19 protein-coding genes are annotated in these 21,614 nt (G+C 37.3%); 7 read left to right on the top strand and 12 right to left on the bottom strand.

What is annotated here, in order from left to right:
* Nucleotides 1-6 precede the first annotated feature (6 nt).
* Nucleotides 7-888, bottom strand: a complete 882-nt coding sequence (locus ACZOVS_RS08365) for a cell division protein FtsX (protein WP_483996775.1) — start codon at nt 886-888, stop codon at nt 7-9.
* A gap of 131 nt (nt 889-1,019) precedes the next feature.
* Between ACZOVS_RS08365 and ACZOVS_RS08370 the strand changes: the two genes are divergently transcribed.
* The 4 genes from ACZOVS_RS08370 to elbB are packed head-to-tail and all read left to right on the top strand — an operon-like array spanning nt 1,020 to nt 3,732.
* Nucleotides 1,020-1,754, top strand: coding sequence for an MlaE family ABC transporter permease (locus ACZOVS_RS08370; protein ID WP_483996794.1), 735 nt, complete (start codon nt 1,020-1,022; stop codon nt 1,752-1,754).
* Nucleotides 1,751-2,503: an ABC transporter ATP-binding protein gene (locus ACZOVS_RS08375; RefSeq protein WP_483996776.1), complete on the top strand. Its 753-nt coding sequence runs from the start codon at nt 1,751-1,753 to the stop codon at nt 2,501-2,503. The genes ACZOVS_RS08370 and ACZOVS_RS08375 overlap by 4 nt, the downstream gene beginning before the upstream one ends.
* A gap of 19 nt (nt 2,504-2,522) precedes the next feature.
* On the top strand, nt 2,523-3,086 hold the full coding sequence (locus ACZOVS_RS08380; RefSeq protein ID WP_483996777.1) for a CvpA family protein: 564 nt from the start codon (nt 2,523-2,525) through the stop codon (nt 3,084-3,086).
* Between the two features lie 4 nt (nt 3,087-3,090).
* Complete coding sequence (gene elbB / locus ACZOVS_RS08385; protein ID WP_483996778.1) at nt 3,091-3,732, top strand: isoprenoid biosynthesis glyoxalase ElbB; 642 nt, start codon at nt 3,091-3,093, stop codon at nt 3,730-3,732.
* Nucleotides 3,733-3,922: 190 nt separating this feature from the next.
* Here elbB and ACZOVS_RS08390 read toward each other — a convergent pair whose 3' ends face one another.
* Nucleotides 3,923-5,197, bottom strand: a complete 1,275-nt coding sequence (locus ACZOVS_RS08390) for a M64 family metallopeptidase (protein ID WP_483996779.1) — start codon at nt 5,195-5,197, stop codon at nt 3,923-3,925.
* Between the two features lie 951 nt (nt 5,198-6,148).
* Here ACZOVS_RS08390 and folK point away from each other — a divergent pair.
* Both folK and ACZOVS_RS08400 read left to right on the top strand, forming a co-directional pair.
* Nucleotides 6,149-6,652, top strand: a complete 504-nt coding sequence (gene folK / locus ACZOVS_RS08395; RefSeq protein WP_483996780.1) for a 2-amino-4-hydroxy-6-hydroxymethyldihydropteridine diphosphokinase — start codon at nt 6,149-6,151, stop codon at nt 6,650-6,652.
* The gene (locus tag ACZOVS_RS08400) at nt 6,649-7,290 is read left to right on the top strand and encodes a deoxynucleoside kinase (RefSeq protein WP_483996781.1); all 642 of its coding nucleotides are present in this window, start codon (nt 6,649-6,651) and stop codon (nt 7,288-7,290) included. The genes folK and ACZOVS_RS08400 overlap by 4 nt, the downstream gene beginning before the upstream one ends.
* Before the next feature lie 36 nt (nt 7,291-7,326).
* Here ACZOVS_RS08400 and recN read toward each other — a convergent pair whose 3' ends face one another.
* The 7 genes from recN to dapA all read right to left on the bottom strand — a co-directional run bounded on the left by recN (nt 7,327) and on the right by dapA (nt 15,792).
* The gene (recN, locus tag ACZOVS_RS08405; protein ID WP_483996782.1) at nt 7,327-8,982 is read right to left on the bottom strand and encodes a DNA repair protein RecN; all 1,656 of its coding nucleotides are present in this window, start codon (nt 8,980-8,982) and stop codon (nt 7,327-7,329) included.
* A 6-nt stretch (nt 8,983-8,988) separates the two neighbouring features.
* Complete coding sequence (porD, locus tag ACZOVS_RS08410; protein WP_483996783.1) at nt 8,989-9,900, bottom strand: type IX secretion system protein PorD; 912 nt, start codon at nt 9,898-9,900, stop codon at nt 8,989-8,991.
* An 8-nt stretch (nt 9,901-9,908) separates the two neighbouring features.
* The gene (gene coaBC, locus ACZOVS_RS08415) at nt 9,909-11,117 is read right to left on the bottom strand and encodes a bifunctional phosphopantothenoylcysteine decarboxylase/phosphopantothenate--cysteine ligase CoaBC (RefSeq protein ID WP_483996784.1); all 1,209 of its coding nucleotides are present in this window, start codon (nt 11,115-11,117) and stop codon (nt 9,909-9,911) included.
* A 12-nt stretch (nt 11,118-11,129) separates the two neighbouring features.
* Nucleotides 11,130-11,468 (bottom strand): DNA-directed RNA polymerase subunit omega, encoded by a 339-nt coding sequence (locus ACZOVS_RS08420; protein WP_483996785.1) that lies wholly within the window; start codon nt 11,466-11,468, stop codon nt 11,130-11,132.
* 5 nt (nt 11,469-11,473) lie between these two features.
* A complete protein-coding gene (locus ACZOVS_RS08425) occupies nt 11,474-12,286 on the bottom strand; it encodes an outer membrane protein assembly factor BamD (protein ID WP_483996786.1) in 813 nt (270 codons plus the stop codon).
* A gap of 92 nt (nt 12,287-12,378) precedes the next feature.
* Complete coding sequence (locus ACZOVS_RS08430; RefSeq protein WP_483996787.1) at nt 12,379-14,898, bottom strand: M14 family zinc carboxypeptidase; 2,520 nt, start codon at nt 14,896-14,898, stop codon at nt 12,379-12,381.
* 6 nt (nt 14,899-14,904) lie between these two features.
* Nucleotides 14,905-15,792, bottom strand: coding sequence for a 4-hydroxy-tetrahydrodipicolinate synthase (gene dapA / locus ACZOVS_RS08435; protein WP_483996788.1), 888 nt, complete (start codon nt 15,790-15,792; stop codon nt 14,905-14,907).
* A 273-nt stretch (nt 15,793-16,065) separates the two neighbouring features.
* Here dapA and ACZOVS_RS08440 point away from each other — a divergent pair, with 273 nt between their 5' ends.
* Nucleotides 16,066-16,833 (top strand): MBL fold metallo-hydrolase, encoded by a 768-nt coding sequence (locus ACZOVS_RS08440; RefSeq protein ID WP_483996789.1) that lies wholly within the window; start codon nt 16,066-16,068, stop codon nt 16,831-16,833.
* A gap of 82 nt (nt 16,834-16,915) precedes the next feature.
* On the opposite strand, the gene ACZOVS_RS08445 is transcribed toward ACZOVS_RS08440, so the two are convergent.
* The 3 genes from ACZOVS_RS08445 to ACZOVS_RS08455 form a co-directional block, all read right to left on the bottom strand.
* Nucleotides 16,916-18,826, bottom strand: a complete 1,911-nt coding sequence (locus ACZOVS_RS08445; protein WP_483996790.1) for an outer membrane beta-barrel protein — start codon at nt 18,824-18,826, stop codon at nt 16,916-16,918.
* A gap of 139 nt (nt 18,827-18,965) precedes the next feature.
* Nucleotides 18,966-20,801, bottom strand: a complete 1,836-nt coding sequence (locus ACZOVS_RS08450) for a TPR end-of-group domain-containing protein (protein WP_483996791.1) — start codon at nt 20,799-20,801, stop codon at nt 18,966-18,968.
* Between the two features lie 109 nt (nt 20,802-20,910).
* A complete protein-coding gene (locus ACZOVS_RS08455; protein ID WP_483996792.1) occupies nt 20,911-21,444 on the bottom strand; it encodes an RNA methyltransferase in 534 nt (177 codons plus the stop codon).
* Between the last annotated feature and the right edge of the window lie 170 nt (nt 21,445-21,614).

Genomic DNA, 21,614 nt, shown 5'->3' on the forward strand with positions numbered 1-21,614 from the left:
TTATATTTAAGCATATAAATTATCAACATCTGCATTAAGATACTTGCGCATGGAAAAATACGAAGCCATTATCGTCATCAACATTCCAAAAAGCAAAACCGCAGCATATATCATGGCAACAGCGCCGAAGTTGCTCACCATAGAAAGCTCAGGAATACTTCTTTGAAGGCCAATAATCATAAATGTCAGTACTATCAAGGCAAGCAAAGCTCCCAGGAAACCCTGTATCATGAAAAAACGCATGAAAGGCTTCAGAATAAAATTTTCGGTAGCACCAACAAGTTGCATACTTCTCACAAGAAATCTTTTGGCATAAACTGAAAGTCGCACAGTATGACTAATCAATGTCACTGCCATGATAAACAAGACCATACCGACAACAAAAAGTACAATACCAATCCTTCTTATATTATTATTCAATACATTGGTAAGATTCTTTTGATAAATGACATCTTTGACTATATTATTGTCAGTGACGATTTTTTCTATCACCGCAATACTGTCGGCATTGGCATAAGAAGCCACAAAACGTACATCGATAGAAGGCAGTAATGGATTATCTACACTACCCAACCATTCTTTAATATCTATACCGAGGTCCTCTTCCAACTGTTGTGTAGCATCTTCCTGTGATATATACTCAGAAGATTTTATAAAATCATATTTATCGAGTTTTTGTTGAAATTTAAGTATTTCGGATTCCTTGACACCTTTTTTTATTACAATCTCGAAACCTATGTTTTCTCTAATATAATCAGACAATTCATTTGCATAAAACAACAATGAAGCAAACATTCCCAACACCAACAATACCAACATAATACTCATCAAAGAGATGAGATATGAGCCGGCAAGACGACGTCGTGTTGTTTTATTTTCAGAATACATAACAACAAATAATGAATTGCAAAGATATAAAATTCTTTTGAGATTTCTCAAAAAATGGACCAAAAGATTGAAGAATTTGTGTTTTGTAAAAAAAAATGTGTATTTTTACGCTTTCAAAAGAAATAGCGGCAATGTTAAAAACCATTGGAGATTATTTTATTTTGATTGGACAAACATTTCAGCGTCCACCGAAATTTTCAATATTTCGAAGACAGTTGATGCATGAGTTTTACAATCTGGGTGTCAGTTCGTTTGGCATAGTCTCCATATTATCTGTTTTTGTCGGAGCTGTTGCAGCAATCCTTGTCGCTTATAACACCGATAATCCCATGTTTCCGGAGGAATTGATAGGATTCTCCACACGTCAGATGGTTATTTTGGAGTTTTCACCCACTATTATAAGCATAATACTTGCAGGCAAGTTAGGCTCTCAAATAGCTTCTGAATTAGGCACCATGAGGGTAACTCAACAAATCGATGCGCTTCAGGTGATGGGTATCAACACTGCCAATTATCTCATTTTACCCAAGATAATAGCATGTCTGCTTTTCATGCCTGTCCTCATAGTGTTCAGCATAGCTCTCGGACTCATTGGCGGCTGGGCTGCCTGCCTGTTGACAAATATCATAACACCCTATAACTACATTCTGGGACTTCGGTCATGGTTCGACCCATTTTCCGTATATTTTGCTTTGATAAAAACAGAAGTTTTTGCATTTCTCATCTCATCCATAGCCGGATTCATTGGTTATAATGTCAAAGGCGGTTCAGTGGAAGTTGGCAAGGCAAGTACCAAAGGTGTGGTACACAGCAGTATCTTGATAATTATTTTTGACCTCATCTTAACACAAACTCTGTTGACATGATAACAGTCAAAAACATATCCAAGTCTTTCGGAGACAAGTTGGTACTCGACGATATCAGCTTATCGTTCCGAAGAGGCATGACTAATCTTGTCATAGGCGAAAGCGGCTCAGGAAAAACAGTGCTGATGAAGATCTGCACAGGATTAGTGGAACCTGACGCCGGAGAAGTATTGTTTAACGATATACGTTTTTCCAATAGGTCTGAAGATATTAGAGTGGACATACGAAAAGATATGGGCGTATTGTTTCAAGGCGGAGCATTGTTCGATTCCATGAATGTCGAACAGAATGTCATGTTCCCGTTGAATATGTTCACCGACATGTCATATAAAGAAAAGTTGGAAAGAGTGAACTTTTGTCTCAACAGAGTAAATCTTAACAATATCAACAAACTGATGACCAATGAGTTAAGTGGAGGAATGATGAAACGCGTTGCTATAGCACGAGCCATTGCCAACAGTCCTAAATATCTGTTTTGCGACGAACCCAATTCCGGACTCGACCCGGTAACATCCGAAATCATTGACGCCTTAATACTCGAAATAACTGAAGAATACAACATAACTACTGTCATCAACACTCACGACATGAACTCTGTTATGATGATAGGACAATCCATAAATTTCCTTTATAAAGGGCAACTTTGGTGGCAAGGAAACAGCAGTAACATCTTACATACTGATAATGAAGAACTTAATAATTTTATATTCTCAACAGAATTGACCAAAAGATTAAAAAATAATAAATAATAAATCAAAACCGTTAAAAATGAATTATTTAGATGTCATAATTGGACTGATATTGCTATTGTTTGCATATAAGGGTCTGAAAAAAGGTCTTATAGTGGAAGCTTTCTCGCTCGCCGCTTTCCTAATAGGCATTTACGGTGCCATGTATCTCTCCGACATTACGGCCAAAGGTCTTGCCAAAATCATTGACGCACCTCAGGAGATAATGACAATCATTGCCTTTATTATAACATTTATCATACTCGCTATTTTAGTGACCTTTATCGGTAAACTCATATCGAAGATAGTGGAAGCTCTGTTCCTTGGATTTATTGACAAGATAGGCGGATTTGTCTTCGGTATAGTAAAGGGTGCATTATTAATCAGTATTTTGATATTAGTGTTGAACTTTTTCGGGCTTACTGACATTGTTGACAATAAAACAAAGAAAAATTCATTTTTATACAGAAATACCGAATCTATAGCATATTATCTTTATCACAATTATGATGTTGTTAACAAAACAATAGAAAAAAACATAAAGAAAGGTATCGATACCATAGAAGATCTTGCAGAAGAAATTAACGATCAATACATTAAATAATATTATGAAAAATTTTGCAGTACTTTTAGGAGGATGCGGAACTAAAGACGGGTCCGAGATAAATGAGACAGTATGTCTTTTATTAGCATTAGACCAGCATGGCATTAAATATCAGTGTTTTGCTCCTGATTTAGACCAATTCGAAGTTATAAATCACATTACCGGAGAACCCATGAACGAAAAACGTAACATGATGGTAGAGGCAGCAAGAATAGTAAGAGGCGAGATATTGCCGCTGTCACAGTTCAGTGCAGAAAGATTCGATGCTCTTGTGATACCGGGAGGTGCAGGAATAGCAAAAAATCTCTTCACTTATTTTGTCAACGGCATCAACATGCAGGTCTTGCCAGGAGTAAAAGAAGCCATCACGGCAATGCATCAGCAACAGAAACCTATTGGAGCAATGTGCATAGCCCCAGTCGTACTTGCCAAAGTATTGGGCAATATTCACATCACTTTGGGCAGCGACAACTGTCAACCGGCTCATGACATCAAAGTCATGGGTGCCAAACATATTGCTGCATCCAATGGTGATGTAGTCAGTGATTTGGAAAACAAAATATTCACCACTCCGTGTTTCATGCTGAACGCAACATTGAAAGATATTTACGAAGATGCATGGAACTTGGTAGAAGCCATGATATGATTTTTTCTGAAATCATAAAATAAAACAAAGTGCACCAGTTGTAATTTCAGGTGCACTTTGTTTTTGATATTTTAATAAGGTTATTAGCAAAATCATTGGTCTAAAACAACTTACAACCAAATCATAATACTTATCCTTAACTTCCAACAATTAAATATTTTTTCATTATTTCAATATAGGATCCATCTCATCACTCAGAATAATACAATATCATTCTTTCTATTGCACGTTCACATGCCTCACAAAACACCTTACCATTAAAAGTATTCATAAGACAGTCCATTTTGGGACGATAAATACCTTTTAACTGATAACCGGCTCCCTCATAAGCACCAATGACATCAATATTCTTATCCTTAACAGGTGTAGGAATAGGAGTTTTTTTCTTGACCAGGTCCTGCCATTTACTTTCAAAATCCACCAATGTTGTAATATTGGGTTCCCATGGTTCCACATCGAGAGGATAATTGGCACCACCATCGTATGCATATTCGTCTCCAAGACCAGCGAAGCCATGTCCGAACTCATGGATAATGACTTCAGAGGAGAAAGAGTTAGCCGATGAGCTTACACAATACGAGTTAAAAATGCCGCCTCCGCCATACTTCTCAGTGTTAGCGAGAATGTATATCTGATCATAAGGCACCTGCCCGGCAAGGTCTCGCATCGTTTTATTTTCATAAGTCATACAATAACGTTCACTGTTCAAAGTATAAAAACTACAACCTATCGCTGTATTTTTCCAAATATCATCAGCAGGAACAGTTATTCCCGAGTCTTGAGAAGGAACGAGAACAGCTCTCACATTAAAACAGTCGGGATATTTGTCGTATGGTTTGTAACTAAAAAGACTTTCCACAAAAAAGTCACAATCTTTTTTAAACTTCTCCATCTCATCCATAGTATAACCGTCAGGAAGTATTACTATATCGACAGCTTCTTCAGGCTCCTGTTCGCCATATACATTATATATCTCATAAGGCAATCTCTTTGCATCGGCAATAAAATAATTTTCCGGATCTATACTATATCTAAACACCTCTTGCAACGTACCTTTCAATGTTCTGAAATAAAAGACCACCTCTACCGGCTGTTTCGGAAAAGGCATCACCACGGTTTCAGAGAAGCCTCTTTTAGTACGTAGTGCCTCTTCTGTAGTCTGCCATTCTCCAAAAAGAGCACAGTAACCATAAGAATATATCACCTTATCTGTTTCAGGCAATTTAACCTCAAAATAAAAGTTTCCATATCTCATATTATCGACAAGGTTGTGCCTCCTGCCTCCCCAAACAGGCTCTTTTACCATCTTATCAATAGCATAAACGACATTATTGGCATCTGCCACTACGTAATAATCTATGCGCAACTGATTATCGGTAAAATAGTCATCATAATCGACTTGCGCTTCTACAGCAAGGAACGAAAACCATGCAAATACAAATAATAATGATTTTAACACTTTCATGACTTTTTTTTGCAAATATAAAAATTTCGTTTCAAAAAAATGTAAAAATATATTGCAGAAAATTTATTCTGAGAAAGTATATCGAATCATTTTATGAATTATCTTTTATGTTTTTATCTTGTGTATTTCTATCAAAAGAAAAAGTATAAGAACCAAAACATATGCGAGTTTAACTTCTATCCTTAACACCATAATGCACGAGATTTTATCCGCAGAGATATCATTTTCTGCAATTTGAATAGAAATATAGTGTTATCGATAACTAATTTTACTTAGCACAACAAAAAAGGGAGCGGGGAGCTCCCATTTGCATTAATAAACCAAACTACTTACAAAGCTATAGAGAATGTTTAGTACTTATTGTGGGTACAAATATACAACATTTTTTAAAAAAAGCAATATTTTTTTTACTTTTTTTTTTAATATCAACTAAAAAATTTTTTAATTTTCTAAAATAACTAATTATATTTTGATAATCAATATATTAAATCGCATGAAGTTCTGCAATCATATTTTTTTGTCCATTTACACTCCTTATTTTTGTTCTGACAAAAATAACGTCTGTAACACTTTGATCAACATACAGTTATAAAACTCCATCTATAATATAAGAGATATAAAAGAAAACCAAAACATAATGACAACTGTACTCTATCACCTGCAGATAATATCAGAAATATGAATGTCACACCTTATTAATATCACAACAAATTAACAGTAAACATATTACGATATGCACAAGAATGGGAGCATCCGGCTCCCATCGCATTAATAAACCAAACTACTTAGAAAGCTATAGAGAATGTTTAGTACTTATTGTAAGTGCAAAATTAAGATTTTTTTCAACATGAGCATGAGATTTTAAAACATTTGACATTTTTTTAAAGTATCACTTTCATAAGCTGCAATTAAAACAAAAAAGATTTTATATTTGCAGCATAAAAGAATAACATGAAGGTTGAAGCATTTATCCTGATGGGAACAAACATGGGTGACAGGGTGGCTCATCTTGACACTGCCTGCAAAACAATAGGCGAAAAATGTGGCAATATTGTCAAGACATCGAAGTTGTATGAATCAGAGCCATGGGGATTTGATGCGAAAGAATGGTTCATTAACCAGATAATATGTATAAAAACAGTTATGACAGCAGAATTGCTGTTAAAGGAGTTGCTTGACATAGAATCCACCATGGGAAGAGTCAGGACTGAAATTCACAATGGCTATTCTTCACGTCCCATTGACTTGGACATAATATATTATGGCAATGAAGTAATAAATCAGACGGAACTTATAATACCGCATCCGAGACTTCAACTCAGACGTTTTGTCTTGATACCTTTATGTGAAATCGCCCCTGATATGATACATCCTGTATATAAAATCACCAACACCAAACTGTTAGAGTTGTGCAAAGATAATTCAACAGTCAAACTTTACAAAACAGAGTCATGAGATATAACTATATAGCAATAGAGGGCACCATGGGAGCCGGTAAGACATCATTGGCAACAGCCATTGCCAATGATTTCAACGGAAAACTGATTCTTGAAGAATACGAACCTGACAAAAATCCATTTTTGGAAAAATTCTACATAGAACCTGACAAGTATGCTTTTCAGGTAGAAATGACTTTCCTTGCTTTACGATTTCAACAACTTAAAGATAAACTGTCCAACTATGACCTGTTTCACACATTTACCATTTCGGATTATTATGTAGCCAAGTCACTGATATTCTCACGTGCCACTCTGCAACAAGATGAATATGCCTTGTTTTCACGCTTCTTCAACATCATATTCTCCAATCTTCCAAAACCGGATCTGTTGGTATATCTTTATCTCGATATAGAACACCTGCAATACAACATAAAAAAACGAGGCAGATCGTATGAACAAAATATCACAGCCTCATATTTGGAAAACCTTCAAAATGGATATTTTGAATTTATCAAGGAACAAGAACAAAATATGCGCATCCTGATATTAGATACCAACAACATGGACTTTGTTGCAAACAAGAAAGACTATCATGTCATCATAGATGCCATGAATCAAGAATATTCAAAAGGCATACACAGAATAACATTTTAAGAAACACCTATTAATAATATGGGTAAATTACCATATTTAAGAATTCAGCAACACTTCTGCGGCTCTTACAGCCTCGACCGAAACCTTATCGTTACTCAGCATCTTGGCTATTTCACCCACTCTTTCCTCTGATGACAACAATTTGATACAAGAACGGGTATGTTCTCCGGTACTATCTTTATAAACAAAGAAATGATATTTTGCTTTACTTGCTATTTGCGGAAGATGGGTTATGCTGACAAGTTGAAGACTCTCCCCCATCTCTCTCATTATAGAACCTAGTTTTGATGCCACTTCGCCTGACACACCTGTATCTATCTCATCGAATATCAAAGTAGGTACGTAATTATTACGTGCCGCCACGCTCTTCACCGCCAACATAAGACGTGACAACTCGCCTCCGGAAGCCACCTTGGCTATATCATCCGGCATGACACCTTTGTTGGCTGAGAAAAGAAAACGTATCTTATCATTACCAATTGACGTAAAATCATCAAGTTGTTCACAACGAATCTCAAAAACAGCATGAGGCATTGCAAGTTGCCGTATAATACCAATGACCTTTTTTTCAAAATCTTCTTTCGCATTCATTCTGCTATCATGTAACTTCTTGGATAAAATTTTCAGTTCTTCCACTTTTGATGCTATATCCTCTTTTTTCGCAGCAATGATATCATCAAGATTTTCATAATCCGACACTTTCCGTTTAAGTTCGTCACGTTTCTCAATAAGAGCAGAATAATCATTGACATGATGTTTCAGCATAAGCCTATTAAGATAATCATATCTTTCTTCCAAAACATGCAAAGTATCATCATCATATTGAATATCATCAGCATATCTTTGAATATCGTAAGAAATATCCTTCAGTTCCACATTAGCCGCATTCACTCTTTCATAAAGAGATGAAATATCCGGAATAAATGTCTTCAATCTATTCAGAGATGATGCAAGTCTGTTAAGCATAGACAACACTGAATCGTCGGAATTTTCTAACAAAGACAGAGCATTATCCAAAATTTGAGCCACCTCCTCAGCATTTTGCATCATTTTCAAGCGTGATGACAATTCATCATACTCATTATCCTGCAAATCTGCTTTTTTCAATTCTTCATATTGAAACGACATGAACTCATATTCGGCAACACCTCTTCTTGACTCATCCATAAGAGCATCGAGTTCTTTATTGCTTTTTACAAAATCATGATATTCAGATTGATAAGACTCCAACAACTGTGTATTATGAGCAGCATCGTCAAGCAATCTGAGTTGGAAAGCATTGTCAACTAAAAGCATGGAATCATGCTGAGAATGAATATCAACAAGCAGATTTCCAAGTTCTTTCAACTGTGCCAAAGTGACCGGTGTATCATTGATAAAAGCGCGAGACCTCTTCTGAGGCGACAATTCTCTTCTCAATACGCACGGCATGCTGATATCCAAGCCATTACGTTCGAGAAACGGTCTTATCATATCAACATTCACATCGAAATATGCCTCTACTACGCATTTGCGAGACTCGTCAAGCATGACGAAAGAATCAGCTCTTTCGCCAAGAACAAAACCGAGTGCGCCAAGCAATATAGATTTTCCTGCGCCTGTCTCACCTGTAATGACAGAAAACCCGTCATCGAAATCTATCGACAACGAGTCTATCAATGCATAATTCGATATATACAGACTGCTAAGCATCCCTTATCATTTCTTTCCGGAAGACGACAGCAAATCTTCATATTCTGTAGCATGAGAAGCGTCAATCTCTCTCAATATATTGATAGCCTTAGTCCTTTCTTGCTGAGGTCCTTCAGAATAGACATTCATCCATTCATCACGTTTGGTATCATTAAGAATTTGCAAAAACATCTGATTAGGTTTAGTAGAATATACCTGTTTCAAATAAGACAGCGAATTGGTAATAGCAGCACGACCATCTTCCACCTTAGAAGACATGACATCAAGTCCAAGTCTATGATATTCATATAGATACTGACGCAAAGGACGATAAGCGGCATTAGTAAAACTCTCCAGCAGCCAATAACGGTTTTTATTGCTGTCAAATGCCTTCCATCCGGATTCAGAAGCACTTTGTGCAGCCGTAACAATTTGTTCTGCAGCAACATAGAAATCATCGCCGCCATATAAACCGAATGTATCGAAATATATGCCAAGACACAGATAAGCATAATAAGCCAAAGTAGATGTGATATTGGATGTATAACTTGTCTCACTAAAGTCAAGAGGTTGATAATCAATATAAGTAAATGCAAAATCGCTATCAATGTAATTAAACACCGGGGTATTGAAAGACGACTTAAATGTAGGTCTTCTCAGAGCGATATTGAGTTCTGCATCATAATTATTACCATCTTTAGACTTTATTGTCACTACTATGGCGCCTTCCAAACGTTCCTGCTGTTCAAATTTAATATTGGTCCACACTCTATTATTAAGAAAGGTGACCATTGCTTCTTCAAGGCTTTCATAAGCACGCTGGTCAGTACCGCCAACCTGCGAACTATTTATTTTCACCTCGAAATTCAGTTCTTGAGTCTTGGAGGTTAATGATGAAAGCATTAAACATGCCAATGTTATCAAAACAATTTTTCTCATAAAGCAATTCATTTAACAAGAGATGAATAAATAACATTTACTATATCCGATGCTACTTCACTTTTTGGTTTAAGGTCGAAATCTATCATCTCACCATCTTTAACGAAAACAGTCACCTTGTTAGTATTTGTCTTGAAACCCACATCAGGCCGATTCATAATATTTAACACTATCATATCAGCTTTTTTGGCATTCAGTTTCTTAATAGCGTTATCCATGCCGTTATCTGTCTCAAGAGCAAAACCGACAACAAACTGGTTATCGTTTTTTTTCTCTCCGAGAGTTTTTAATATATCTTTATTCTTGACAAGATGTATTACCAACTCATCCACATCAGGGTCTTTTTTTATTTTACTATCGGACACGATTTTCGGCTTAAAATCAGCCACAGCAGCAGCTAACACTGCTATATCAGTAGAAGGAAAGAGCGACATGACTGCATTATACATGTCGTCGGCAGAAGTGACAGGAATAACGGCAATGTCATTTCTATTTACTCTTATGGAAGAAGGACCGAGTACAAGAGTCACATCAGCGCCCTGATCAGCAAAAACTCGCGCTATTTCAATACCCATAAGTCCCGAACTATGATTACCAATAAAACGTACGGGGTCAATGGCCTCAAAAGTAGGACCTGCCGTTACCATGACTTTCTTTCCCGCAAACCTCTTCTTTCTATTTAAAAACCCATCTATTATCGTAAATATCTTTTCCGGCTCCTCCATTCTGCCTTCACCACACAAACCACTTGCAAGTTCCCCTGAAGAAGGTGTTATCATCATACAACCACGATGTTGCAAAGTTTTGATATTATCCTGAGTAGCCTGATGTTTAAACATGTCGAGGTCCATGGCCGGAGCGAACATCACCGGGCATTTAGAAGCGAGGAAGACAGTAAGCAGATAATTGTCGGCTATGCCGTTAGCCATCTTCGCAATAGTATTGGCTGAAGCAGGTGCGATAACAAAAAGATCAGGCCACATGCCAAGTTCCACATGACTGTACCACTGTCCTGTTTCAGCATCGAAGCCATTTGATAAAACAGGTGAGCCACTCAACGTAGATAGTGTGAGTGGCGTCACGAAATCTTTAGCTGAAGGAGTCATAACGACCCTTACTTCCGCTCCTTGTTTCTTCAACATACGAACAAGAAGCGGGATTTTATAGGCGGCAATGCTACCCGTTATTCCAAGAAGAATTTTCTTTCCGGCTTGCATTGTCCCCAAATATTAAAAATCACCTTCACTTTTCTTATTAGGATTGCGATAATATATCTTATCGTGCAAAAACTCATCGATAGCTATAAGAGTAGGCTTTGGAAGACGTTCATAAAATTTTGCAACCTCAATCTGTTCCTTATTGATAAATGTCTCCTCAGAATTAGAATCGTTGCTTGTAGCATATTCCTCTATCTTTTTGTTGATTTCCTGTTTCATCTCCACAGCTATCTGATTTGCTCTTTTTGCCAGGATAGCTACTGTTTCATAGATGTTACCCGTACCGGCATAAAACTGGTCTTTTTGGCGGGTTATCGCTGTTGTTTCCGTTTTAATTTTCTTAAAATCCATCTTCTTTATTTATTATTATTTTCCATTCTTGCCAATCTGGCTCTCATTTTTTCCACTACAGGAGCAAGTTCTTTCAACTTCTCACTGTCAGGAAAAATATATGATAATGTATTGTATTTCTCAAGCGCGAGTTCATAACGCTCTCTTTGTTTGTCTGCAACACTTTTCTCAGCATAATGATAATATGTCATTACCATGTAAACGAGTATCTCTTCACGATGTAAAGTCGCAGGATAATCTGCGAGAAAAGCCTCGAATGTTGTTATCGCAGCTTGATATTCATCCATCTTATAATACAGCATTGCCTTATTGAAATCTTTCTCTTCTAATTTCAGTCTCAGAGTATCGATGCGAGCATTGGCATCATCGACATAGTCGCTTGAAGGATAGGCATCGATAAACTGTTGGAACTCACGTATGGCATTATGAGTATCTGTCTGATCCAACGAAATGTTGGGAGATTCCAGATAATAGCAATAGGCACTTTTATATAAAGCATCTTCTGTACGTTTCCCGAAAGGATAAGTAGAAGCATATCTCTTATAATAATGGCTTGCTATAGAATAATCTTCTAATTGAAAATAACACTCTGCCGTCAAAAAAGCTATCTCTTCGCCCTGAGGTTTACCTCTATATGCCGATTGAAGCATATCAAAAAGTTCTAACGCCCTATTATAATCTTTTTTTTCATAATATGACATCGCCGCCTGATATTTCAATTCATTATCAGTACTTTTTAACAATTTGGCATGTTTGCCGCATGAAAACATCATCGGCAGACACAAGGCTATCAGAATAATTTTTTTATTTCTAAACATGTGGCAAAATTACATTATTTTCAGCAATCTAAAACGTCATATCGTCAAAAATATTTTACCCAAACAAATACGACACCTTTCTGTCTGTATGATTATTCCACTACAATCTTCCTAACTATATTATGATCTCCAACTTTGACATTCAAGATATACAATCCCGGAGTAAGGCCATCAGAAACAACTACGAAATTATCATTATTTATCGTTGCTCTTTTAACAATCTGACCATGTATGTTGGTTAAAGTCCATACCGCATCTGCTTTTTCATTCAACTTGACATAAATATTCGATGATGATGGATTTGGATAGATCATTACAACATTTGCATTTTCTTCTTCCACGCCCTGACACGACACGACCACCACTGTCACGGAAGCATCTTTTTCATTATTACCGTCAGACACTGTCACAGTATATGTCGTCGTCTCCGAAGGATTAGCCATAGGTGTCGCCGAATGAGCATCATCAAGCGAGGCAGCCGGCGTCCAACTATAAGAATATTCCCCTGAACCTCCTGTCACATCTACATAAAGACGTGTTGTCTCACCCTCGCATATAGTATCACTCTCACTTCCTGCAATAACGTTCATTTCTCCACCCACACAATAAACCACTGCACTCCATCCATATTCTGTTACACTTCCATCAGAAGTAAAACGGAATGTCAATGCGCCTTCATCATTTGTTGCAGTCAACACTCCCGGTGACGATGATCCTGAATAAGAGCCAATTTGAGTTGCCGAGGTCGATGTCCCATCATAAATATATAAGACATCATAATCTCTTTCAGTTTTAAAACTTTCAAATTTCACTCTCAACAATGAACCTTCTGTTGCAGGTAAAAAAGTCATCGTCATATTTTCATTATTGCCATAATCGCTGTCTGCACCACCGGTATCATAAAACATGGCATCATTAACCGTTACTGTAGTATTGTTCATGAGATACATTTCCGACACCGTGATAAAATTACGTTTTGTCAACGATTCGGTATCGCCATCCTGATTAGTAACAGTAAGAGTAACATCGTAACTACCTACAGCATTGTATTTTATACCTTCCGGATTCTGTTCATTTGATGTGGAAGGCGTAGCACCTTCGAACTCCCATTCCCATGACACTATGCCGGCTCCCCATGAAGCATCAGTAAACGAAACTTCCTGTCCTATTCCTATATTAACGTTGCTTGCTGTAAAATCAGGAATAATACCTTCACCTGAGACGAGTTTCACATCGAGATTGACAGCCTCATTATCAGCTACCGTTACAGTATAATCTTTAGGATAATAACCATTGGCAGTAAAAGTAAGGGTATATGTTCCACCTTTTATCAATCTGTGATAATCACCTGCCGGAAGGTGGCTGCTGACCTTGGAATAATCCTCATCATGACCTGCTATAGTCACCGTCGCCTCCAATGGAGCACCGGTAATGGAATCCGTCACCACTCCATGAATGCCGTTCAATGCCTGTCCGAGATAAGCCATAATTGCATTGACATTGTAATTCCAGTAAGTTGGAAGTTGATACGCAGGAGGTGTTTTGGTATCGGAACATTCTATGGTAACTTCTCTACATCCATGATAATAATTCATATAATCCTGACGACCGCCACTCACAGAATACCATTCATAACCGTTGGTAATACCATCATTAAAATCATCCATATAGTTGGTATCGACCTCATGTACCAAGTCGGCATATTGACGGCATACATGTTGCCACCAGGCATCATCTACATGTAAATCACTTTCTGTATCCCAAGGATAATTAAGAACCTCAGCACCGCCATGATAGTTGGCTCCCATAGTAAAGTTATAATCTTCAGCAAGTTGCATAAACAACACTGTCTCCTCTGCATAAGGATTGTTGTCAGGATGAGGACCATCGTTGAAATCAGGGAAATTGCGATTGATGTCTATGCCGGCTCCATTTTCACGTGTGGCGCCGTTAACAGTGTGGTTGCCGTTGTGGTAAGTGCCATCCGGATTGGAATTAGGACCAATGAAAATATCCATGTTGTTTACTACATTTTGCACATCAGCATCATTGCTCGTAAGAAGATAATCTATTAGACGCAACATCATAATGAAACCCGTACACTCATCGCCGTGTATGGTAGAAGTATATAAAAACTTAGGTTTCCCGTCAGGATTGCCATTATTAATTCTTGCCAACAATATCTTTCTTCCGCTTGAAAGTGTCCCGAGTTCTATTATGGAACATTTGTCCGGATGTGAAGAAGCGAAGTCATACATCATCGACTCATAAGCCTCATACGTAGGATAAGAATCCCATTCATATTCCTCACGTGTACCATCGAACATATCATATTCAATCAACATAGAAGGAGGAGTCTCAAGAACAATATCATAACCCATCTCAGAGAATTTTTCAAACTCCTTATTATTAGCGTATGCGGTAACGACATCACCTTCGACATTATCAACAGAAATGATTTTGGCAATTTTTCTCAATTCAGTTACGTCGTCAATTTTGAACTTAAAATAGAACTCATTACGTTGGCTCATTATTGAGTGCCAATCTGTTTCTTGTGAATATACAGTCCAAGAAAACAGTAAGAAGAAACATATCAGTAGTCGTGTTTTCATAACAAATCATTTAACTAACAAATATTTACAATTATTTTCTATTTCATTTCCAACGTTATCGTTTACCGGCAGGAGTGGCAGGCGTAACACATTATTGCACAAGCCTCTATGAGCAAGTAAAGCTTTTATTCCGGCAGGATTGCCATCAGCAAATATTAGACCATTCATTTTAAGCATGGCATAATGTAAAGGCAAAGCCTCATCATAACGTTTTTCCAACATCAGATGTACCATCTTGCAAAACATCTCAGGGTAAGCGTTGGCAGCTACAGAAATAACACCCTTAGCGCCTAACGCCATCATAGGATATGTTATTCCGTCGTCACCGGACAACAAGTCGAAATCTTCCGGTTTGTCGCGTAATATCTCCATAATTTGCTGCAAGTTGCCGGATGCCTCTTTCACAGCCACTATATTATCATGACAAGCGAGACGTACTGTCGTTGCAGCCTGCATGTTGACACCGGTTCTGCCGGGCACATTATAAAGCACAACAGGGACAGGAGAAGCATCGGCTATAGCAGTAAAATGTGCTATCATGCCACTCTGATTAGGTTTATTATAATAAGGTACTACACTGAGAATACCATCAATACCGGTAAAATCCTGTCGTTCTATATTTTTCAACAATGCCGCAGTATTGTTGCCACCCATACCGAGCAACACGGGGCAACGACCTGCCACAGTATTCACTACCGTTTTGACGACTTTCCTTTTCTCGTCATCATCGAGAGTAGGAGACTCGGAAGTGGTACCTAACGCAACCATAAAATCCGAACCGTTTTCAAGGTCAAAATTTATCAGATTTCTCAATGAGACATAATCTACTGAACCATCCTCATTAAAAGGTGTCACAAGAGCCACACCGGTACCGATGAATTTATTTTTTTTCATTTCTTTTATTTATAACACAAACATATCATCTTTCTCCAACTTTATCGCAAGACAATACATCCGACAAATTTATCACCATGTATCACAATAACTTACACAAATACATAAACAAAATAAAATACATGTTATGTTTTTAATATGCAAAGGTACATTATTATTGTCAATTATCTATGTGTTTTATCAATTTTTTTCAAAATCAAAATGAGATAAATTCAACAATACCACTAAGAGAATTATGGAAATTTATAATTTTGCAATATAATAAACGATGAAATGAAGATAACTGTACTTGGCAGCGGCACATCTCAGGGTGTGCCTATAATAGGTTGTAAATGTGAAGTTTGCAAATCCGATGACCCTAAAGACAAACGATTGAGGACATCTATATTAATAGAAGAGAGAGACACAGTGATATGTATAGATGCAGGTCCGGATTTCAGGGCTCAGATGCTGAGAGCCGGCGTCACACATCTTGATGCTATTCTGATAACACATCAACACAAAGACCACATAGGAGGTCTCGACGATGTAAGACCCTTTAACTTCATTCAGCATAAGGCAATGCCTATATATGCCTCATCGGAGGCACAGAACGAGATAATAAAAGAATATTCATACGCTTTTGTTGAAGAAGACAAACGCTATCCCGGCTCTCCAAGTTACAATCTCATTGAGATTGACGGCAGCCCTATAGTCATCAATGGCATCACCATCGAACCTGTTGAAATGAATCATTTCAACATGTTGTGTTATGCATTTAGAATAGGTCGTTTCGGATATGTAACTGATTTAAGTTATCTTTCAGAAGAAGCCTTTCAGAAACTGACTGGTATAGATTATTTGGTAATAGAAGCATTACGTAAAGAGCCTCATTATTCTCATCTCTGTTTGTCACAGGCAATTGATATAGCTGAAAAGTTAAATGTCCGCAAGACATGGTTCACGCATGTAGGACACCGTATGGGTAAGGCTGCCGAGGTTAACCCGGCACTGCCGGCAAACATGATGCTGGCATACGACGGACTTATTATTGAAATATAGAACTTACAATTTTTTATTTACTGAATACAAAAAGACCGGCATTAAAACCGGTCTTCTTTTATAATGTCAAAATATAAATTTATTATTTTACAGAAGTGATAGTGATACCAGCGCGGCGCAATTGCGGGAACAGTTTTCTCACCTGAGGATACTTTGCCATTATTTCACGCAAAGCGTCTTCGCGTTCTGTCGTACTGTTAAGTGTACTTACTATCTCATCTCTTCCTTCAATATTAGATTCCTTGACAGCCTGGATAAATCCTTCCCAGTCAGCGCCTTTGCCTTCAACTACGAAGTCTATCTCTGTGATATTGACTTCCTTGCTCAACTCTTGTTTCATATAGTCGGCTGCAGCATTGGCACGATTTTCCGACAATTGAAGATTCAACTCAGCAGGACCTTCAGGAGAAGCATAACCGTTGACGACCACTTCTCTGATTTGAGCAGAACCATCAGCAGCTTTTTCCACTATAGGAAGGTTTCTATAGTCCTTATGAATTTGAGAATCACCAACACCGAAGAATGCATCAGTATAAGCATTGTAATAGACATGAGTCTTCTCTATCACGACTGTATCTCTGATAATGATAGGTTCCGGTGTTTCAGGTTGTATGTATTGTATAATAGGTTCAACCGGTTCCTCTTCAACTACAGGTTCACATTTTTTATTAAACTTATAACGCAAACCTACATTGGCAGTATTGAAATAGTCATAACAATTACCGGAAGCTCTTCCATCAAGAATATCGGTATTTGTCCAATTTACTGTATAATCGGCATAAATATCTAAATTCTTATGGAATCTATAAGTAAGTTCAATACCCATAGGAACTGTAGCAACAACTCTTCTATTGTACATACCATCGCCTTTCAAGTTGTTCTCACTATCATTGTCATAACCGAACATCAAATACTCATCACCGGCAAGAGTTTTTGTTCTATATTGAATCTGACCATAACCGATGTGAGGAGACAATCCGAAAAGACGATTTTCTTTATAACCGAAGATACAGTTGATAAGGTCCAACGACAAGTTGATATTTGCAGCATAATAGTCTGAATAAAGGACTTCAAAAATGACATTATCCTGCCACACCTGAGCTCCTTCAAGAATACCATAGCCAAACTTGGCATAAACAGACCAACAGTTACCGAAGAAATAACCGACACCTATATTTAAATTACCTTTGACATCATCCAATGATTTTGTGTTATCACCATAAAGCCATGCTGCACCACCGTCAAGAGTAAGAAACCAATTATTATACTTAGCAGAATCTCTCTTAGAAGCATTATTGAGTTTATAAACAGCACCCAAATTAAAGCTTGTAAACCAGTCTCTCTTATCACCATCTATTTTGCCGTCAAGTGTACGTGAATCGACTCTACTTGCAGTATAGTCAAGATAGATGCCCCAATGTTGACCAAGACGGAAGTTAAGTTCGGCACCCATAGGAATAGTGAATACAACTTTTCTGAACAAAATACCGCCACCTTTTTCATTAATTGGGTTATTATTGTCATAACCCACCTGACGGATAACATTGCCATTTTGATCTTCAAACTGCTGTCTGTACTGAAGTTGACCTATACCGATATGAGGCACAAAGTTGACAAGTCTGTTCGGATTATAACCAAAAATAATGTCCGTAAGACTCATAGTCAAACTAAGTGAAGACTCTATATAGTCCAATTTCATTGTGTTAGCATCAGTAAGATCTGTGCCGAGTGCACCATAACCAATTTTACCCTTAAGACCTACAATATTGTCAAATTGCCAGCCCATTCCTATGTGTCCATTAGGTTTAAAAGTCTGGTTGAAATTGTCAGCTGATGGCATACCAAGACCAAAATCACCTGTGAAATACAAATAATTCTTGAAATCAGCTCTTGTAGGTTTTGATGGTCTATCACTCTCTTGCCCAAAGAAACTAAATGGAATCATGGCAAAAATAATGATAACCAATGTCTTTGTAAAACTAAACTTATTCATAGCCTTAGATTTAATTAATAATACTTTCCTAATTATTTTGCTACAAAAGTAGCAATTTTTTAAATACAAAAGTTTTTTTTAAAAAAAAATATAAAAAGCCGCTTTTTATTTTTGCGGCTTATAGATTCAAAAAATCTATTTATTGTACTAAAGCCATAAAAACAGGGTCATTTTTCATTACGGCAAATTCTTTGTCTTTTTTAGCTTTTTCTTTCATCTTAACATCTGATTTTATAGCTTTGCCAAGATGTTTCAGTGCTTTTTCTACATTTTTAGTACGTGCGGCAATGACAGCCTGAAGATACAACGTCTGTCCATTTTCCTGAAGACAAGTAGCTGTTTCTTCCGCCAATGTGTATTTTTTGTCCAAAGTCTGTGCCAAGGCTATGTTATAATCGCAATTGGGATTGTTTTTACTCATCAATTGTACTGCTTGTCCATAGTTTCCTTTGTCGATATGTACAACTCCCATATTGTAGTCTGTATTGAGTCCGAGTGACTGAGCTTGATTGAAATACGAAGCAGCTGCATCGTAATTATTTTCCATCACTGCCACAATACCAAGATTATTATAAGCTTCAGCAAGTAAATCATTGATTTGCAATGCTTGTTGCAACATTTTCTTTGCATGTTTGGTATTTCCCTGTTCTATGGCAACTGCTCCGGCATTGCAATACAGACCACAACAATCAGGGTAAGTTTGAACGGCATTAACATATATTTTCTCTTTATGTTTCAAATCTTTAACCATAGATGCTGCAACTATCAACTGATTACACGTTAGGTCTGACGGAGTATCACTCGCTTTGGCAACCATTTGGTCTGAAGTCATCTTAGGTTCCACAGTATTTACATCAATGACGACATGGCGTAACGATGGCAAAATTGTTTTTTCCATCTCGGGATATTGTTTTATGTATTTATTTAGTTGTGCCACTCTCTGTTGTTCAGTTTGTACGCTCAAAGTATTTATAATCATTTGTTTATCTTTAATATTGGATTTTTTTACAGCCTCTATCAAACCGTTCCAATCCGGACCATTACCTACACATGTTATCTTAACATCATTTACATTAGAGTAACTCACCTTGGTACCTTTCTGTCCGGCGAGTGCGGCAAGCCGTTTTTTAACGAAAGTATCTACCATATCAGCTCTGTTATCTGACAGTGTTACATTATATTGTACCGGACCCTCGGGGGAAGCCCAGCCTGTGATGGTGATATTCTGAATCTCCCAACCATCGGCTATATGAGCAGTCATGTTTTGTAGAGCCTCTTTGTTCTGTGCAACTTGATTTAAAGGAACATTCCAGTTGATATTGTCGGAATTTACATTAAAATAAATATCACTAATCTCATGATTTACGACCCTTTCATCAGAAGGCTTCACGTATGCCACTCGCATCAGCGACTTATCAACATTTTTAGCAGTAGTAATTACACCTTCTGCAAGAAGCATGGCATCGCATAATGCAAAATCCTCTTTAGTCTTTATACTTGCACGGTCGGGATGTACCTTATTTTTATAGGTGTATATTATAGGTTCTACCATCAACACTGAATTTGCCATTTTGTCATTGTATTTTATTGTGGTAGTATAAGAATATGTGCCGCCATTGTCGTGACTTATCACGACACCTTGACCCTCAACCTTCTCTCCAATAAAATTCATAGCTGGTAAATCCGTCTGCCCTGCATCATAAACAAGAACAGGAGTAACATTCATAACGGTTTTTTTATCGAAATACTTGGGAGGAAACATTACCTCTATGGTAACCACAATCTTGTTACCTACCTCTTCTAAAATCTGTGGAGTAGCTGAAAATTGCACCTTATCGACATGTTTTGCCATATCTTTTACATTTCTATGTACTTCCATTTTCATTGAAGTATTGGGCTCGGCATGAAAAACCAAAGGCATTATTGTCAAGGCTGCGACAATAAAACATCTTAAAATTGAATCGATTTTTTTCATAATGTATTTGTTTATTTCTAGTTTTTTTACTTAAAACAGAACAATACATTATTGTGTTAGTTCAACAAAAGGTGTTAAAGAATCGAATAAGATGTAAAATTTAACAAAATCAACTCAACAGATGGTGCAAAGAAGCAAAAATACGATACATTACTATGCCGGCACTGACAGATACATTGAGCGAATGTTTGGTACCCATCTGAGGTATCTCCACTGCCTGAGTACAATATGGCAGCAGAACATCGTCAATACCATCGACTTCATTACCAAAAATATATGCAGATTTCTGTGGTACAATAAAGTCATCGAGCATGATGCTATTCTCCACCTGTTCCACAGCAAAAACAGAATAACCGGCATTTTTAAGACATTCGCAAGCCTCAACTGTTGTCTTGAAATAACGCCACTGCACACTGTCATCGGCCCCAAGTGCAGTTTTGTGAATCTCACGATGCGGAGGACATGCCGTTATACCGCAAAGAAAAAGCGTCTCTATCCTAAAGGCATCGGCAGTTCTGAAAAATGAACCTACATTGCTGAGCGAACGTATATTGTCGAGAACTATCACTATAGGCAATTTTTCGACATTTCTATATTCTTCCACATCCATTCTGTTCAACTCAGACATAGTTAATTTACGCATAATTTTTCTTTTTGGTGCAAAGATAATTTTTTATTTCATAAGTAAAAAAATATCACTTCATTATTTGTATCGGTAGAGTCAAACAGCAAGTGCAATATTACGAAATAAATTTGAAGAACTCCTTTTTTGGAGTGGAGAAGTTTAATTTTTCCCTTGGTCTTCGGTTAATT

The organism is Candidatus Limimorpha avicola (assembly GCF_056978975.1).

Excerpts from the sequence above, each read along its gene's own strand:
- ACZOVS_RS08365 (WP_483996775.1), bottom strand. The coding sequence starts at position 888 with ATGTATTCTGAAAATAAAACAACACGACGTCGTCTTGCCGGCTCATAT.
- ACZOVS_RS08370 (WP_483996794.1), top strand. The coding sequence starts at position 1,020 with ATGTTAAAAACCATTGGAGATTATTTTATTTTGATTGGACAAACATTT.
- ACZOVS_RS08375 (WP_483996776.1), top strand. The coding sequence starts at position 1,751 with ATGATAACAGTCAAAAACATATCCAAGTCTTTCGGAGACAAGTTGGTA.
- ACZOVS_RS08380 (WP_483996777.1), top strand. The coding sequence starts at position 2,523 with ATGAATTATTTAGATGTCATAATTGGACTGATATTGCTATTGTTTGCA.
- elbB (WP_483996778.1), top strand. The coding sequence starts at position 3,091 with ATGAAAAATTTTGCAGTACTTTTAGGAGGATGCGGAACTAAAGACGGG.
- ACZOVS_RS08390 (WP_483996779.1), bottom strand. The coding sequence starts at position 5,197 with ATGAAAGTGTTAAAATCATTATTATTTGTATTTGCATGGTTTTCGTTC.
- folK (WP_483996780.1), top strand. The coding sequence starts at position 6,149 with ATGAAGGTTGAAGCATTTATCCTGATGGGAACAAACATGGGTGACAGG.
- ACZOVS_RS08400 (WP_483996781.1), top strand. The coding sequence starts at position 6,649 with ATGAGATATAACTATATAGCAATAGAGGGCACCATGGGAGCCGGTAAG.
- recN (WP_483996782.1), bottom strand. The coding sequence starts at position 8,982 with ATGCTTAGCAGTCTGTATATATCGAATTATGCATTGATAGACTCGTTG.
- porD (WP_483996783.1), bottom strand. The coding sequence starts at position 9,900 with ATGAGAAAAATTGTTTTGATAACATTGGCATGTTTAATGCTTTCATCA.
- coaBC (WP_483996784.1), bottom strand. The coding sequence starts at position 11,117 with ATGCAAGCCGGAAAGAAAATTCTTCTTGGAATAACGGGTAGCATTGCC.
- ACZOVS_RS08420 (WP_483996785.1), bottom strand. The coding sequence starts at position 11,468 with ATGGATTTTAAGAAAATTAAAACGGAAACAACAGCGATAACCCGCCAA.
- ACZOVS_RS08425 (WP_483996786.1), bottom strand. The coding sequence starts at position 12,286 with ATGTTTAGAAATAAAAAAATTATTCTGATAGCCTTGTGTCTGCCGATG.
- ACZOVS_RS08430 (WP_483996787.1), bottom strand. The coding sequence starts at position 14,898 with ATGAAAACACGACTACTGATATGTTTCTTCTTACTGTTTTCTTGGACT.
- dapA (WP_483996788.1), bottom strand. The coding sequence starts at position 15,792 with ATGAAAAAAAATAAATTCATCGGTACCGGTGTGGCTCTTGTGACACCT.
- ACZOVS_RS08440 (WP_483996789.1), top strand. The coding sequence starts at position 16,066 with ATGAAGATAACTGTACTTGGCAGCGGCACATCTCAGGGTGTGCCTATA.
- ACZOVS_RS08445 (WP_483996790.1), bottom strand. The coding sequence starts at position 18,826 with ATGAATAAGTTTAGTTTTACAAAGACATTGGTTATCATTATTTTTGCC.
- ACZOVS_RS08450 (WP_483996791.1), bottom strand. The coding sequence starts at position 20,801 with ATGAAAAAAATCGATTCAATTTTAAGATGTTTTATTGTCGCAGCCTTG.
- ACZOVS_RS08455 (WP_483996792.1), bottom strand. The coding sequence starts at position 21,444 with ATGCGTAAATTAACTATGTCTGAGTTGAACAGAATGGATGTGGAAGAA.